The organism is uncultured Friedmanniella sp., assembly GCF_964244005.1.
Lineage (GTDB): Bacteria > Actinomycetota > Actinomycetes > Propionibacteriales > Propionibacteriaceae > Microlunatus.
In genome coordinates, this window is record NZ_CAXTHG010000011.1 from 22,004 (window position 1) to 37,942 (window position 15,939).

12 protein-coding genes, 1 tRNA gene and 1 CRISPR repeat array are annotated in these 15,939 nt (G+C 68.5%); of the genes, 7 read left to right on the top strand and 6 right to left on the bottom strand.

Annotated elements, in window-relative coordinates; genetic code table 11:
- Nucleotide 1: 1 nt before the first annotated feature.
- Nucleotides 2-289 (top strand): CRISPR-associated endonuclease Cas2, encoded by a 288-nt coding sequence (cas2, locus tag ACFE76_RS08905; protein WP_375431392.1) that lies wholly within the window; start codon nucleotides 2-4, stop codon nucleotides 287-289.
- A 171-nt stretch (nucleotides 290-460) separates the two neighbouring features.
- Nucleotides 461-4,986: a CRISPR direct-repeat array (repeat unit 36 nt; unit sequence GTATTCCCCGTCAGAAGTGACGGGCTCCATTGCAGC).
- Between the two features lie 119 nt (nucleotides 4,987-5,105).
- Here cas2 and ACFE76_RS08910 read toward each other — a convergent pair.
- The gene (locus tag ACFE76_RS08910) at nucleotides 5,106-6,509 is read right to left on the bottom strand and encodes a cryptochrome/photolyase family protein (RefSeq protein WP_375431393.1); all 1,404 of its coding nucleotides are present in this window, start codon (nucleotides 6,507-6,509) and stop codon (nucleotides 5,106-5,108) included.
- Nucleotides 6,510-6,584: 75 nt separating this feature from the next.
- Here ACFE76_RS08910 and ACFE76_RS08915 point away from each other — a divergent pair, with 75 nt between their 5' ends.
- From ACFE76_RS08915 to trxA, 4 genes are all read left to right on the top strand, one after another.
- Entirely contained in the window at nucleotides 6,585-7,280 is a 696-nt protein-coding gene (locus ACFE76_RS08915) for an iron dependent repressor, metal binding and dimerization domain protein (protein ID WP_375431394.1), read from the top strand.
- Nucleotides 7,281-7,287: 7 nt separating this feature from the next.
- Nucleotides 7,288-8,358 carry a hypothetical protein gene (locus tag ACFE76_RS08920; protein WP_375431395.1) on the top strand — a complete coding sequence of 357 codons (1,071 nt, stop codon included), beginning with the start codon at nucleotides 7,288-7,290 and terminating at the stop codon, nucleotides 8,356-8,358.
- Nucleotides 8,355-9,131: a class I SAM-dependent methyltransferase gene (locus tag ACFE76_RS08925; protein ID WP_375431396.1), complete on the top strand. Its 777-nt coding sequence runs from the start codon at nucleotides 8,355-8,357 to the stop codon at nucleotides 9,129-9,131. Before ACFE76_RS08920 ends, ACFE76_RS08925 begins: the two co-directional genes overlap by 4 nt.
- A gap of 100 nt (nucleotides 9,132-9,231) precedes the next feature.
- A complete protein-coding gene (gene trxA, locus ACFE76_RS08930; RefSeq protein WP_375431397.1) occupies nucleotides 9,232-9,624 on the top strand; it encodes a thioredoxin in 393 nt (130 codons plus the stop codon).
- A 125-nt stretch (nucleotides 9,625-9,749) separates the two neighbouring features.
- On the opposite strand, the gene ACFE76_RS08935 is transcribed toward trxA, so the two are convergent.
- The gene (locus tag ACFE76_RS08935; protein ID WP_375431398.1) at nucleotides 9,750-10,709 is read right to left on the bottom strand and encodes a nucleoside hydrolase; all 960 of its coding nucleotides are present in this window, start codon (nucleotides 10,707-10,709) and stop codon (nucleotides 9,750-9,752) included.
- Nucleotides 10,710-10,785: 76 nt separating this feature from the next.
- Between ACFE76_RS08935 and ACFE76_RS08940 the strand changes: the two genes are divergently transcribed.
- Nucleotides 10,786-10,858 (top strand) — tRNA-Arg (locus ACFE76_RS08940).
- A 393-nt stretch (nucleotides 10,859-11,251) separates the two neighbouring features.
- Here the strand turns inward: ACFE76_RS08940 and ACFE76_RS08945 are convergent.
- Nucleotides 11,252-12,856, bottom strand: a complete 1,605-nt coding sequence (locus ACFE76_RS08945) for a methyltransferase domain-containing protein (RefSeq protein WP_375431399.1) — start codon at nucleotides 12,854-12,856, stop codon at nucleotides 11,252-11,254.
- Nucleotides 12,857-12,960: 104 nt separating this feature from the next.
- On the opposite strand from ACFE76_RS08945, the gene ACFE76_RS08950 reads away from it, so the two are divergent.
- A complete protein-coding gene (locus ACFE76_RS08950) occupies nucleotides 12,961-13,554 on the top strand; it encodes a helix-turn-helix domain-containing protein (protein ID WP_375431400.1) in 594 nt (197 codons plus the stop codon).
- 6 nt (nucleotides 13,555-13,560) lie between these two features.
- Here the strand turns inward: ACFE76_RS08950 and ACFE76_RS08955 are convergent, their stop codons facing one another.
- The 3 genes from ACFE76_RS08955 to ACFE76_RS08965 are packed head-to-tail and all read right to left on the bottom strand — an operon-like array spanning nucleotide 13,561 to nucleotide 15,800.
- Entirely contained in the window at nucleotides 13,561-14,205 is a 645-nt protein-coding gene (locus ACFE76_RS08955; RefSeq protein WP_375431401.1) for an enolase C-terminal domain-like protein, read from the bottom strand.
- A complete protein-coding gene (locus tag ACFE76_RS08960; protein WP_375431402.1) occupies nucleotides 14,103-14,732 on the bottom strand; it encodes a hypothetical protein in 630 nt (209 codons plus the stop codon). The genes ACFE76_RS08955 and ACFE76_RS08960 overlap by 103 nt, the downstream gene beginning before the upstream one ends.
- A gap of 36 nt (nucleotides 14,733-14,768) precedes the next feature.
- Nucleotides 14,769-15,800 carry a zinc-binding dehydrogenase gene (locus ACFE76_RS08965; RefSeq protein ID WP_375431403.1) on the bottom strand — a complete coding sequence of 344 codons (1,032 nt, stop codon included), beginning with the start codon at nucleotides 15,798-15,800 and terminating at the stop codon, nucleotides 14,769-14,771.
- Nucleotides 15,801-15,939: the final 139 nt, after the last annotated feature.

The following is a 15,939-nucleotide window of genomic DNA, read 5'->3' on the forward strand; positions in this document are numbered from 1 at the left end:
GATGGCTCGTCGACGCTTCCTGATCGCCTACGACATCTGCGACCCCAAACGGCTACGACGTGTCATCAAAGTCATGGAGTCCTATGGACAACGGCTCCAATACTCGGTATTTTTATGCGATCTCTCCGGGCAGGAACTTGTCGACTGGCGTGTGGACATGCTCAGGGAGGTCCGACTTGGCGAAGATTCGGTGGTCCACATTGATCTGGGCCCAGTCGAAGCGGCAGCGCACATCGGCGTGATCGGTACAAGTCGACGGCTGCCGCGTTCAGGTACGGTCATCGTATGACCGTGCGAGCGCTCGGTCGCTGGAACGACAAGCCGGGACCCCTCGTGACCTAGTCAGCGAGGGTTTGAACCTTGGAAACTCAACAGCGTGCGCCGCCAAGCACCCCGAAGCGTTCCACCGCTCGCAGCACGCGCCATCGAGCCTTGTCAGAGGCATCGAAAGTTGCGAGCGGTATTCCCCGTCAGAAGTGACGGGCTCCATTGCAGCAGGGTGCGCCATGACAGCTCGAGCTGGCCGAGGCTGGGTATTCCCCGTCAGAAGTGACGGGCTCCATTGCAGCCGGACCACCGAGGAGTACGCAAAGGACGGCCGCTATGCGTATTCCCCGTCAGAAGTGACGGGCTCCATTGCAGCCATGTTGGGGAGTCTGTGAATGAACTCCGTTGGTGCGTGTATTCCCCGTCAGAAGTGACGGGCTCCATTGCAGCCTGGTAGGAGGCGACCGCGCCGGTCGCGCCGGTGGCGGGTATTCCCCGTCAGAAGTGACGGGCTCCATTGCAGCAACCAGGCCATCGTCCGCTACGGCCGCGGCCAGTTCACGTATTCCCCGTCAGAAGTGACGGGCTCCATTGCAGCCAATCCACTTGTCGCTATACGTTGAGTACCATCTTTTGTATTCCCCGTCAGAAGTGACGGGCTCCATTGCAGCAGGATCCGGCCGAGCCGTTCTGCGAGGCGCACCTTCAGCCAGTATTCCCCGTCAGAAGTGACGGGCTCCATTGCAGCAGCTTCCCCGCAAGTGACGCAAGTCGGTCGACCGGCTTGTTCGGGTATTCCCCGTCAGAAGTGACGGGCTCCATTGCAGCTGTCGAGCGGGATCATCACCATCAATCAGGCGATGGGTATTCCCCGTCAGAAGTGACGCGCTCCATTGCAGCGATCTGGGACTGGGAGGGGCTGCGGTCGCGGGAGTGGGTATTCCCCGTCAGAAGTGACGGGCTCCATTGCAGCCAAACGAACCTTGGTGACGGGTACACCCGGGGCTGCGGTGTATTCCCCGTCAGAAGTGACGGGCTCCATTGCAGCGACTACGACATCACACCAGTGAGCACCAGCCCGCAGATGTATTCCCCGTCAGAAGTGACGGGCTCCATTGCAGCAAGACAACGGCGACCGTGGCTGCGCTCGTCTCCGAGTGTATTCCCCGTCAGAAGTGACGGGCTCCATTGCAGCGATATCCGCTACTCCAGTCTGGACAGCGACGCCGACGAGGTATTCCCCGTCAGAAGTGACGGGCTCCATTGCAGCAGCTCTGCAGAAGTGCCGGCAGGCGGAGCTGGTGCTGGTATTCCCCGTCAGAAGTGACGGGCTCCATTGCAGCGTGCTGACTGCCCAGTGGATGACCTGGATCAGGTCGGGTATTCCCCGTCAGAAGTGACGGGCTCCATTGCAGCCCAATCACCGTTCGGTCCCCAGATGAGGGACGGGGAGCTATTCCCCGTCAGAAGTGACGGGCTCCATTGCAGCCCAAGAGAGGCGAGGTCCGGGGGCCAGTCGGCGGGACGGTATTCCCCGTCAGAAGTGACGGGCTCCATTGCAGCGGCATGAGCGCCGTCATCCTGCCCGACCGCCTGGCCCTGTATTCCCCGTCAGAAGTGACGGGCTCCATTGCAGCTCGTCGAGTGCCACCGATCGAGCTGGCTGCCCGACGACGTATTCCCCGTCAGAAGTGACGGGCTCCATTGCAGCCCCGTGCCGGGGTTGGGCTTCCCACCCCGGTCCTCTGTATTCCCCGTCAGAAGTGACGGGCTCCATTGCAGCAATCACCCTCACCAAGTCGGCCGACGGCAAGACTGCCCGTATTCCCCGTCAGAAGTGACGGGCTCCATTGCAGCGAACGGGGTGCCTGACGTGAACGCCTCAAGGGCCCAGCGTATTCCCCGTCAGAAGTGACGGGCTCCATTGCAGCCGGGACTCGTGGGCGGCGAGGATGCGCAGCCGCCACAGCGTATTCCCCGTCAGAAGTGACGGGCTCCATTGCAGCTTGTGTTCCGAACACCGCTTCGGTTTCCGGCCTCGACGTATTCCCCGTCAGAAGTGACGGGCTCCATTGCAGCCCATAAGCGCCTGCCTCGCGGCGGGGTCGCGGTGTGCGTATTCCCCGTCAGAAGTGACGGGCTCCATTGCAGCGCCGGCAGCGCCACCGCGCCGATCACCACCCCGCCCGGTATTCCCCGTCAGAAGTGACGGGCTCCATTGCAGCTACATCGACTCGGCCCAGCTCGTCCGGTACTTCCTGCTCGTATTCCCCGTCAGAAGTGACGGGCTCCATTGCAGCGGCCCGACATCAGGGACATGCGCTCGAGCGTGCCCTACCGTATTCCCCGTCAGAAGTGACGGGCTCCATTGCAGCACGTGAAACGCACGGGTCCTGGGTGGCCTAGATAAGCGGTATTCCCCGTCAGAAGTAACGGGCTCCATTGCAGCACCACGTCGTATGTACCGCTGACTGCTGGTGTTCTGCGTATTCCCCGTCAGAAGTGACGGGCTCCATTGCAGCAGGGATCAGACGGTGGCGAAGGTGCCGTCGTCGTCGTACTCGTATTCCCCGTCAGAAGTGACGGGCTCCATTGCAGCATCCTCGGCTGGACGTGGCACGACGGGGACCAGGGCCGGGTATTCCCCGTCAGAAGTGACGGGCTCCATTGCAGCGAGCAGCTGACCTTCCGGCACCCGAACGGATGCCCAGGTATTCCCCGTCAGAAGTGACGGGCTCCATTGCAGCGGTCACCGTTGCGACGGTCAATGACGAGTACCGGTCTGTATTCCCCGTCAGAAGTGACGGGCTCCATTGCAGCGCCGAAACTGGCGTCTTCTTTCCCTTCGGGGTGGCCCCGAGAATTCCCCGTCAGAAGTGACGGGCTCCATTGCAGCGACGGGTGCGGGGTCGCGGACGAGCAGGAGACGTTCCGGTATTCCCCGTCAGAAGTGACGGGCTCCATTGCAGCCACTTCGACGGTGAGCGGCTTCACGGCTTGCCCTGTATTCCCCGTCAGAAGTGACGGGCTCCATTGCAGCTGCACACCGTGAGCGCGGTAGTAGGCGATGGCGCCGTTGTATTCCCCGTCAGAAGTGACGGGCTCCATTGCAGCGATGAGATCGTCGGGGTCGATATGGAGAAGCGGCACGGGTATTCCCCGTCAGAAGTGACGGGCTCCATTGCAGCATTCAGATCCTGCTGTGGGTGGGCTGGGCGGCCTGGGTATTCCCCGTCAGAAGTGACGGGCTCCATTGCAGCGTGATGGTGACCGCGGACCCGGCCGCGTACGACAGCGTATTCCCCGTCAGAAGTGACGGGCTCCATTGCAGCCCCCCGACGCGGAAGTTGTCGGTCTCCGTCAGCGTCAGTATTCCCCGTCAGAAGTGACGGGCTCCATTGCAGCCGGGGAACGTCTCACCTCGGCGCTGCTGTGCGCTGCCATGTATTCCCCGTCAGAAGTGACGGGCTCCATTGCAGCCACGCTGGTCAACGATCTGTGTTACACGCTGACTGGTCGTATTCCCCGTCAGAAGTGACAGGCTCCATTGCAGCATAGCCCGAAGTGCTGCAATCTCTGCGTGCTCTGAGGGTATTCCCCGTCAGAAGTGACGGGCTCCATTGCAGCGACTGGTTCTTCGCCGGTGCCGCGCGTGGCTGAGGTCGAGTATTCCCCGTCAGATGTGACGGGCTCCATTGCAGCGACATGACCCGCACGGACAGAGTCCCGAACCGGACCCAGTATTTCCCGTCAGAAGTGACGGGCTCCATTGCAGCGCTGTCGTTGTCGATATCGTAGGCGTGGCGTTCACGTATTCCCCGTCAGAAGTGACGGGCTCCATTGCAGCCACTTCACGTCCTCGACGGTGGCTGCTGCGGTCATGAGTATTCCCCGTCAGAAGTGACGGGCTCCATTGCAGCGCGAAGTAGCCTCCGGCGAAGCTGAAGCCGACGGTGATGTATTACCCGTCAGAAGTGACGGGCTCCATTGCAGCCAGGATCGTGACTGCGGGTCGTAGGTGGCGAATAGCCTCGTATTCCCCGTCAGAAGTGACGGGCTCCATTGCAGCACCCAGGTCGAGTTCCACGGCAAGCCGCTCACCGCTTGTATTCCCCGTCAGAAGTGACGGGCTCCATTGCAGCAGAAGGCCGAGGTCTACCGTGCGGTAGACCCCGACCTGTATTCCCCATCAGAAGTGACGGGCTCCATTACAGCCTCACCACCATCCGCACTCACGCCCGGGTGATCCCAGTATTCCCCGTCAGAAGTGACGGGCTCCATTGCAGCAGGAATATTGGCATCAACCTGCTCGGTACCAACCCATTGTATTCCCGGTCAGAGGTGACGGGATCCATTGCAGCGAGGTCTGGTTCAGCGCATCGGACAGTGCGACCAGGTGTATTTCCAGTCAGAAGTCACGGGCTCCATTGCAAGGTCGAGACCGTCCAGTCCCTCTTGCCGCAGAACTCAGTATCCCCTTCAGAAGTGACGGGCTCCATTGCAGCGACGGGGGTCCCGTTGACCGTGGACCCGACGGTGCCGTATCCCCCGTTAGAAGTGACGGGCTCCATTGCAGCTCCAGCGCGAGCGCGAGCGCGATCGTGGCCAACGGGTATTCCCCGTTAGAAGTGACGGGCTCCATTGCAGCGTGTAATCGCGCTGATGCATAACTTGCCCGTAGCAGAATTCCCCGCCAGAGGTGCCTGCCTCATTGTGAGCCGAAAGCGTTTCGTACTGGCTGATGCTCGGCGTCCAAGGCTGGTCCAAATGAGGCAGACATTGAACCCGCCCTCCGACTGCCTTGACTGAGCATTCCGATCAGGTATGTCTGGTCCGACTCAAGGTCGCTCGCGAAGGGCGGCGTACCGGGCGAGTGCCTCCTTGCGCTCGGCCGCGTGCTCGACGATGGGCAGGGGGTAGCCCTCCGGCGGACCGCCCGGTGCGGTCCAGGGCTGGTGCAGGAACTCCGGCTCCACGTCGGCCAGCTCGGGCACGTAGCGACGGATGTAGCGGCCGTTGGGGTCGAACTTCTCCGACTGCAGCACGGGGTTGAAGACGCGGTAGTAGGGCGCCGGGTCGTTGCCGCAGCCGGCGACCCACTGCCAGTTGAGCTGGTTCTGGGCGATGTCTCCGTCGCGCAGGTGCCGCATGTAGACCGCAGCGCCGTGCTCCCAGCCGATGTGCAGGTCCTTGACCAGGAACGAGCCGGTGACCAGCCGCAGCCGGTTGTGCATCCAACCCTCGGTGACCATCTGGCGCATCCCGGCGTCGACCAGCGGATAGCCGGTCCGACCCTGCTCCCACGCGGTGAGCCGTTCCGCGGCCAGACTGCCGGACACCGGGTCGTCCAGCTCCATCGCGCGGAACTCCGCCTTGATCGGGCGGCTGACCGCGTCCGGCCGGTGCAGCAGCACGTCGGCGTAGAAGTCGCGCCACGACACCTGCCGGGCCAGCGCCGCGGCGCCGTCCGAGGGACGCTCGGCCAGGTCGGCGAGCACCGTCCGCGGGTGCAGGTGGCCCCAGCGCAGTGCCGGGGACAGGTGGGTGGACGCGTCGGCGCCGGGCACGTCGTGCAGCCGCTTGTAGTCGGCTGGCCCGGCGGTGTCCCGTTCGAGCCAGTCCCGCCACGCCCGGGTCGCGTGCTGCTCCCCGGCCACGCGTGCGTACGCAGGGTCGGGCGCCTCGGGCGTCACCCGGTCCGGGGCCGCCAGCCAGGTCACCTGGTCGGCGGCCACCGCAGGCGCCGGCCCGTGCACGCCGTGCGCCAGCCAGGCTCGGTGGAAGGGGGTGAAGACCGCGTACGGCTGGCCGCTCTGCCCCGTCAACGTCCCGGGCGCCACCCCGTACGGCGATCCGGTTGCCCGCAGCTCGACCCCGGTCGCGGCCAGCGCGGCGGCGACCGCGGCGTCCCGGCGCCGCCCGTACGGCGCGAAGTCCGCGCTGACGTGCACCGATGCCGCACCGAGCCGACGAGCGACTGCGGGCAGCACCTCGGCCGGTCGGCCCTCGAGCACGCTCAGACCTGGGCCGCCACCGGTCCGCAGGTCGGCGTCCAGCGCGTCCAGCGAAGCGAGCATCCAGGCGCGTCGACCGATGCCGGCCGAGCGCAGCAGCACCGGGTCGAGCACGAAGAGCGGCAGCACCGCCGCACCCGCGTCGACGGCCGCACCCAGCGCAGGATTGTCGGCCAGACGGAAGTCGCGGCGGACCCACCAGATGGTGGGTGTCGTGGGGAAGCGCATCGTCTAATCTTGCCTGGCTCGTCGCGCCGGGCCCGTGGGGGACTGAGGCGACGAAGAATCGGGGACAATGGCACCGTGAGTGACCTGATCGATACCACCGAGATGTACCTCCGCACGATCTATGAGCTCGAGGAGGAGGGCATCGTGCCCCTCCGCGCCCGGATCGCGGAGCGGCTGCACCAGAGTGGTCCGACCGTCTCGCAGACCGTCGCCCGGATGGAGCGCGACGACCTGCTGCGGGTCGAGGGCGACCGTCACCTCGAGCTCACCGACGAGGGCCGCAACCGCGCCATCCGGGTGATGCGCAAGCACCGGCTGGCCGAGCGGCTGCTGATCGACGTCATCGGGCTCGACTGGGAGAAGGTGCACGACGAGGCCTGCCGCTGGGAGCACGTCATCTCCGAGGACGTCGAGCGTCGGCTGGTCGAGCTGCTGCACACCCCGACGGTGTCGCCCTACGGGAACCCGATCCCCGGGCTCGCCGAGCTCGGCGTGGTGGGGGAGGCCGGGGTCTTCCGTGAGGGCAACGAGCAGCTCCAGGACGTCATCCGGCGCCAGACCTCACCCACCCGGGTGGTCATCGAGCGGATGAGCGAAGAGATCCAGAAGGACGTCGAGATGATGGGCACGCTGCGTCAGGCCGGCATCCAGCCGGGCGCCGAGGTGAGCGTCGAGGCCGGCGGCCTGGGCGTCCGGCTCTCGGCCGAGGGCTGGCCCGACTGCGAGATCGACCGGGAAGCCTCGACCCACCTCTTCGTGTCGCGCGTCTGATCCGCCGATGGCGGGTACGGCTGTCGGGGCCACGGCGATGAAGGCGTTGCTCGACGGCCACTGGTACGACGCGGTCGTCGGCCTGCTCGACGTCTCGCTCGACCAGACCGGCTCTCCCGTTGATCTCGGCCACGCTCGCGACCTCTCCCTCGCCGCCCGGCGGGTGCTCGACCTGGACGCGGAGGACTTCGCCGAGATCGCCGCCGGCTTCGACCGCCCGTGGGCGGGTCGGCTGGCGGCCTCGGGCTTTCCGGCCGAGCCGCGGGCGGCGGTCCGCGGTGCGCTCGGTTCGCTGGTGCCGCTGTACGAGCTGATGCTCGAGATCCTCGACGTCCGGGCCGTCCGCCGCGAACCGTTGCAGGTGGTGGTCACCGCCCACCTGATCGGGGAGTACCTCGCCCAGCTGGCCTGGGAGTCCACGCTCGGCCACGCCGGCGACCCGCTGCGGCTGGGGGAGCTCGTCGGCGGCAGCCGCTGGGGGACCGACGACCGGGCTTGCCCGCACTCCGCGGCGCTGCGGAGCACGGCCAGGCGTGCGCTGAACGCCTGCAGCGGGGACACGGCCGGCTACACCGCCTACCTCGACCGCTTCCACTCCCGCCAAGGCGACGCGCTGGCCGTCTGCGCCGTCAACGGTGCGACCGTCGGCGCTGGTCAACGGCCCGACGTGGGCGACTGGTGCCCCACGCCGTGCCGCTTCGTCACCGACCTGCCGCTGGAGCAGCGCCGCGACCTGGACGCGCGGGTCCGGCTGGCCCGGCTGTACGTCGAGTCGCCGGTGGTCGCACTGCGGCACCACGCGCCGGTCGGGCACTTCTTCGGGGTGCCGTCCACGGCGGAGATCTCGGCCGCGTGGCTGCAGACCTGGCACAAGCTGTCGGCGCCCTGGCCGGACGGGGCGAACCCGCTGCTGGGGCAGACGCTTGACCGCGCGGCCGCCTCCGAGGCGTTGCCCGGGATGGCGGCGCTCGTCTCCGCCGTCGCCGGGCAGCCGATGGGTCCGGGACGGGTGCTGCGCGACATCGGCGACGACGTGGCCCGCGCGCTGGAGGAGACCGAGCAGGAGGTGATGGCATGACCGGGCAGGAGCCGCTGGACTGGAAGCGGTTCGTGGCCGACTTTCACGCCACCCGGACGGGGGTGGCTGAGGCGGTGCTGTCGCGTGCGCTGGCCGGCGACCACACCCCGTACCGGTGGCTGGCCCGAGCGGTGTCGGCGGACGCCCGTACGGTGGTCGACCTCGCGTCCGGCTCCGGGGCGGTGTCGCGCGAGCTCGCCCAGCCCGGCCGGACCGTCGTCGGGATCGACCTGAGTGCCGACGAGCTGGCGCTGGCCGCCGAACGCGGGCCGGGTCCGTGGGTGCGGGGCGACGCGCTGCGGCTGCCGTTCCGGGACGGGTCGGTCGACGTCGTGACCAGCTCGATGGGGCTGGTCGTGGTGACGCCGCTGCACGAGCTGTTGGCCGAGGTGACCCGGGTGCTGCGGCCCGGCGGGGTGCTCGCCGCCATCGCCCCCGCGCTCCGGCCACTGCGGCCCACCGACCTGCGGGTGCTGACCCGGATCGGCGGCCGGCTGCGCGCCACGCCGCAGTTCCCCGGTCCCGTGGAGGTCGCCGGCTTCAAGCGGACCCTGACCGACGCCGGCCTGACCCGGGTCGAGGACAAGCGCGAGCGCTACCACTTCACCGTCCGCAGCCGGGAGGACGCGGCGCTGATGCTGTCGTCGCTCTACCTGCCGGGCACCCGGCGGTCGCGGGTGGAGGCGGCGGTGGAGTACCTGGAGGACCGACTTCGGCGGCGCGAGCTCGTCGAGGTGGCCATCCCGATGCGTCGCGTCGTCGCGATCAAGTAGGCGCCGCGGGTGGTCGAGGCTGGGGAATAGGTGCTTGCGATGACTGGTTGTGACCCGTGACCGCGGAGCGCAGCGGCCGAACCTTTGACAGGAGTTGGGCATGGCCACCATCGACATCAACGCCGAGAACTTTGAGACCACGATCAGCGACAACGAGATCGTCCTGGTCGACTTCTGGGCCGACTGGTGCGGGCCCTGCAAGCGTTTCGGCCCGATCTATGAGAAGTCCTCCGACCAGCACCGTGACGTCGTGTACGCCAAGCTCGACACCGACGCCAACCAGCAGCTTTCCGGCCAGCTCGGCATCGAAGGTATTCCGACCCTGATGGCTTTCCGCGAAGGCGTGATGGTCTTCAACCAGGCCGGCGCCCTCCCCGGCCCCGCCCTCGAGCAGGTCATCGACGCAGTCAAGGAGCTGGACATGGACGAGGTCCACGCCCAGGTCGCCAAGCTCCAGGCTGAGCACGGCGAGCACGCCGACGCCGAGCACTGAGCTGAGACAGTCGCTCCGCTGAGCGAGGGCCTCGCCTCCGCTCGTGCGCCCCTTCGGCGCTCCTGCGCCCGATAGACCGGGCGCACCAGTCCGTAAGAGGCGCACGGCGGGTCAAATTGCGGACATCAGGCCGCGTACGCGTTCATCACGTCGATGAACGCCTGCGCGGCCTTCGTCACGTCCAGGTCCAAGACGACCTCGATCGTCCGCCACGGATCCCGACCGAGCTCGGCCGCGTCCTGCGCGACTGTCCGCCGGTCCACGATCGTCTGACCGCGGCCGATGCCGCTCAGGTTGACCCGCGTCGGGTGGGAAGCCGTGGTGAACAGCTCGGGATGGGTCAGGTAGACCAGCGCGCCGGCGTCCCCGATCTGCCCGACGTACTCCTGCTGGGACCCGTCAGCTCGGGATCCCCGGCGCAGCAACAGCTCCCCGGCCAGCCGCTGCGCCGGATGGTCGCTGGCGGCGAACCGCTCGGCGTGCTTCTGCGGAACCGTCAGCCGGGTGAAGACGTCCAGCCCGTACATGGTGACCGGGACCCCGGACTCGATCACGCAGGTCGCCGCTTCGGGGTCCTGCCAGACGTTGAACTCAGCCACCGCGGTGATGTTGCCCGTGCCCGCTGAGCCGCCCATGAACAGGATCCGCTCGAGGTGGTCGGCGACCTCGGGGTGCAGCGTCAGCAGCATGGCGATGTTGGTCTGCGGCGCCAGCCCGACGAGGGTCACCGTGGTGTCGGCGTCCACGATCTGCTGCCGTAGCAGCTCGACGGCGGTGAGCCGGGATGGCGTGCGTTCCGTGCCGGGCAGCACGATCCCGCCGAGCCCGTCCTCGCCGTGGAACGCCTCCTCCTGCCGGGTCCGTTCGATCAGCGGTTTGACCGCCCCGGCCGCGACGGGGATCTCGGGCGCGCTCGCCGCGTCCAGCACCTTGTGCGTGTTGGCGACCACCTGCTCCAGGCTCGCGTTGCCGGCCACACAGCTGATCCCGCGTACGTCGACGTCGGGATGCTGGACGGCGTACAGGATGGCGAGCGCGTCGTCGGTGCCGGTGTCGACGTCGAGCACGATGGGGTGGACGGGCACGCGAACCTCCGAGGTTGGGCGCGGGCTCGCGCGATCCACTAGCCTAGGCCGTCGGGCTGGACGCCCTCGGTCGCCGGCCCCCATAGCTCAGGGGATAGAGCAAAGGTTTCCTAAACCTTGTGTCGCAGGTTCGAATCCTGCTGGGGGCGCTCCTGGTCTGAGGTAGCTACTTGCCTCTGGACTACGCCAAGTGGCCGATTCGGCAGTGGAGCGCAGCCGTCATCAGTGGTGCCGAGTTACCGTCGACAGCGCACCTTTCCGTGGCTGACTCGTCGCGCAGCGCGAGCACCTCGCCGCCCACCGGACCCAGCGGTTCCTCCGTGCGGCTGTCTTGGACTTGCTGATGAAGAGCAGCCACATCACGAACCCGATCACGCCGACCCCGAGCAGGGCGAGGATGCCGAGCGCGAGGGGCAGCAGAGTCAGCGGTTGGACGTATCCATGGCGACCACCGTGCCTGCGCTGGCGCCCCCGGCCCGACCTGAGCCACGCAAGCCTGGCCAGTTCGTCCCACGCGGTGAAGGCACGACCTGACCTCACGCTCAGCGTCGGCGAGCCCTCACCACCACGTCGCCGACCGAACGTGCGTCACCCTCGTGACCGAGGGGCGCTCGGGCTCGGACCTCGGCGACCTCGATGTCCCAGCCGTCGGAGGGCAGGTCGGCGACGATGGTCTCGGCCGAGGCGAAGCGGTCGGCGCCCCAGATGGCGTGCCGCTCGTTGAGGTCGTGGCCGACCCACAGCAGGGTGCCGCCGGGCGCCACGGCCGTCGCCAGCCGGGCCAGCAGACCGGGACGCTCCTCCGCGGTCGGGTGCAGGAAGTGTGCGCTGACCAGGTCGAACGCGCCCGAGGGCGGCGTCCACTCCCGGACGTCGACCGCCTGCCAGTCGACGCGGTCGCCGACTCCGGCCGCCTCGGCGTGCGAGGCGGCGCGGGTCAGGGCCGTGGCCGACCAGTCGACGCCGGTGGTCTGCCAGCCTTGCGTGGCCAGCCATACCGCGTCGGCCCCTTCGCCGCAGCCGAGGTCCAGCGCGGTGCCCGGCGTCAGCCTGCTCGCCTCGGTCATCAGCTGCTCGTTGGCCCGGCCGCTCCACACCGCGGTCGAGGCGCGGTACCGCTCCTCCCACGAGTCGACGTCGAGGCCGGGCGGCTCGTGTCCGTCCTCGGCGCCGGCGTCAGCATGTGCCGCGCCGGAGGAGTGCCGGGCCTCCTCGACCGCACGCCGGGTGTCCTCGGCGATCAGGTCGGCGTTGAGCATCGCGGCGGCGTTCAGGCCGGCAGCAGCGGAGCTGATCACCTGCGCCTGGAGGTCGGTCACGTTGCCGGCGACCCAGACGCCCGGGACCGCTGTCGCTCCGGTCGCGTCGGCCGGCACCGTCTGTCCGATGACGATGCCGCCCAGCTCCTGCTCGACGGCCTTCAGCCCGAGGGACTCCAGCAGCGCGGAACGGGCGACGAAGCGCGGCGCCGTCACGAGGGCGCTCAACGGCACGACCTGGCCCGAGGCCAGGCGGACCCCCGAGAGGCGTCCGTCGCTCGTCTCGAGGCCGGCCACCAGACCGTCGACCACCGTGACGCCGCGGGCCGCGAGCTGCTCAACCTGCTCGGCGACCAGCTCCGGGCCGGTGTGCCGGAACAGCGTGACATCGGCGCTCCACTGCCGCCACAGCAGCGCGCCGCGCGCGCCGAAGGCGTTGGTGGCGAGCACCCCGATGGGCTGGTCGCGCACCTCCCAGCCGTGGCAGTACGGGCAGTGCAGCACGTCTCGACCCCACAGCTCACGTAGGCCGGGCAGGTCGGGCAGCTCATCGACCAGGCCGGTGGTCACCAACAGCCGACGCGCCACCACGGACCGCCCGTCGGCCAGGTCGACGACGAAGCCGTCACCTGCGTGACGTGCGCTGACGGCCTCGCCCGGCTCGACCACTCCGCCGTAGCTGGCCACCTCGGCCCGGCCGGCCGCCAACAGGCCGGCGGGGGACGTGCCCTCCCGACCCAGGTAGTTGTGCACGTGTCCGGCTGGTGAGTTGCGGGGAGTCCCGCTGTCGACCACCAGCACCGAGCGGCGAGCCCGGGACAACGCCAGCGCCCCGCTCAGACCGGCGGCTCCACCGCCGACGACCACCACGTCGTACTGCTGTTCCATGACTGCTCCTCAGGCTTCCGCGACGACCACCGCCGGGAGCTCCACTTTGCGTCGCGAGGCGGCCGCTTGACAAATACTGTTGCCAGAATGGCAAGGTAGTCCGCATGGATGACGACGCGGAAGCGGTGCTGAGCGGCGTGGGGGCTCGGCTGCGCGCGTTGCGGCAGACCCGCGGGTTGACCCTGGCCGAGCTGTCGGCCACCACGGGCACGTCGGTGAGCACGCTCTCACGGCTGGAGTCCGGACAGCGGCGCCCGACACTGGAGCTGCTGCTGCCGCTGTCCCGCGCTCACGCCGTCCCGCTGGACGCGCTCGTCGGTGCTCCTCCGGTCGAGGACCCGCGGTTCCGTCCGCAGCCGGTCGAGCGGAACGGGATGACGCTCTGGCCGCTGACTCGGCGCCCCGGCGGCCCGCAGGCCTACCGGGCGATCATCCCGCGGCGCGACGCCGCCGAGCAGGAGCAGCGCAGCCACGAGGGATACGAGTGGCTGTACGTGCTCTCCGGCCAGCTACGCCTGCTGCTGGGCGAGCACGACCTGGTGCTGGCCGCGGGCGAGGTGGCGGAGTTCGACACCCGGGTGCCGCACTGGTTTGGCGCCACCGCCGACGAGCCGGCCGAGGTGTTGATGCTCTTCGGCTCCCAGGGCGAGCGGATGCACGTCCGTGCCCGACCCAAGGCGAAATCACGGACGAGTTGAGAGCCGTCAGTGCGGGTACGGCCGGGCGCGCTCGATGTCAGGGTTGAGGCGGACCCCGAAGCCGGGCCGCTCGGGTACGACCATTCGGCCGTCGACCGGAACCGGCTCGTCCAGCAGCAACGGGGAGAACATCGGCACCACCTTCTCGGCGGTCTCGTGCATCATCAGGAACTCCGCGAAGGGGCTGTTCGTACGGGTGACCACGAAGTGGTAGCTGTACACCGATGAGCCGTGCGGGACGACCAACGTGGCGTGGGCGTCGGCGAGCGCGGAGATCTTGATCAGCTCGGTGATGCCGCCGCACCAGTTCACGTCGGGCTGGATTATGTCGACGCCGGTCTCGAGCAGCTGTCGAAAACCCCAGCGGGTGGCTTCGTGCTCACCGCTGGTGATCAGCATCCCGGGCGGCGCCTGCCGCTTCAGCTGCGCGTAGCCCCAGTAGTCGTCGGGGATCAGCGCCTCCTCGATCCACTTCAGCCCGTACGGGGCGGCGCGATGGGCGAGCCGGGTCGCGTACTCGACGTCGAGGGACATCCAGCAGTCCCACATCAGCCAGAAGTCGGGTCCGACCCGCTTCCGCATCTCGGCGAGCTCGGCCAGGTTGGCGAGCAGCCCTTCCTCGCCCTCGCTCGGGCTGTGGTGCAGCGCCATCTTGCCGCCGATGAACCGAGCTGCTGGGCGACGTCGGGCCGCGCACCGGTGGCGTAGAACTGCAGCTCGTCGCGGACCGTCCCGCCGAGCAGCGCGTACACCGGCTCCTGGCGCAGCTGGCCGAGCAGGTCCCACAGGGCCAGGTCGACGCCGCTGATGGTGTTCAGCACGACCCCGCGGCGACCGTAGAAGAGGGTCGAGCGGTACATCTGGTCCCAGATCCGCTCGGTGTCGGTGACCTTTGCGCCCTCCAGAAACCGCGCCAGGTGTCGTTCGACGATGAAGGCCCCGATCTCACCGGCCGTGGTCACCGCGAAACCGACGGTGCCGTCGTCGGCTTCGATCTCGATCACCAGGGTGCCGAGGACGTTGATGCCGAAGCTCTGCCGCGACTCCCGGTACTCCGGGTAGACCGACATCGGGGTGGAGATGTGGTCGTCGATCCAGTGGCCGCGCGCCTGGTCGTGGTAGTCCGCGCCCTGGCCCTTGACCGTGTACGCCCGCACGTGCGCGATCGTCCTCGCCATCGTCATCGCTCCTCGGTTCTCAGCGGTCCGTCGTGCTCAGCGGTCGAGGCGGACGAGCACCTTGCCCGGCGTCCCGTCCCCGCGGGCGAGACTGGCAAAGGCCTCCGGACCCTCGGCCAGCGGGACACTCCGGCTGATCAGGGCGGCGGTCTCCGGTGGGGCGGTGCCCATCCAGGCGGCGGCGGTCGCGAAGTCGGCGGCTGAGTAGGTGAAGCTGCCGACGAGGGCGTGCTCGTCGACGCTGATCCGGTACGCGTCCAGCCCGAGCCTGGGCGAACCCATCCCGACCAGGCAGACCACGCCGCCGAGCTTGGTGGCCAGCAGCGCGTCCTGGACGGTACGGTCGAGCCCGACCGCGTCGATGGCCACGTCGGCGGGACGGCCGAACGCGGCCCGGACCTGCTCGGCGACGTCACCGGCCGTCGGGTCGATCGGCTGGGCGCCTAGCCGCTCGACCACCTCGCGCCGGACCGCGTCGACGTCGGAGACCACGACCTGCCCGGCGCCGGCCATCTGCAGCGCCAGCACCACCGACTGTCCGATCGGCCCGGCGCCGACCACGAAGACCGCGTCCCCGGGCTGGACGCCGGCGCGGGCCACGGCGTGCACGGCGACGGCAAGCGGCTCGACCAGCGCGCCGTGCTCGATCGGCATCTCGGCGGGCAGCGCCACCACGTTGCGTGCCGGCACCGCAACCAGCTGGGCGAACGACGCCACCACCTGAGGGGCGACGCCGATGACGTACTTGTCCGGGCACATCTGCTCGCGGCCGGCGTACTCGGCCTGCGCGTCCTCGGGAATGACCACCGGGTTGAAGGTCACCGGGTCACCAACGCTCAGACCGGTGCCGTCGGTGTCCGGGCCGAGTGCGGCGACGGTACCGACGCTCTCGTGCCCCATCACCTGCCCCGGACTCCGGCGACCGTTCTCGCCGGTGAAGCCGTGCAGGTCCGAGCCGCAGATCCCGGTCGCCACCATGGCGATCAGCACCTCACCGGTCCCGGGCACGGGGTCCGGTCGTTCCTCGACCGCCATCCGACCGAACTCCTGCAGCACCAGTGCCAGCATGTCCCGTTCCCCTCAGTGAGCCGCGGCGAGATCGAGACCAGCCTGTCACCATGGCCGCTGTCGCCGCGAGGCGGCCTCGAGGGGTGCGCTGACCAATGCTCCGCAGCAGCGTCGTTTGGCTGAGCGGGCGCCTGGTGGA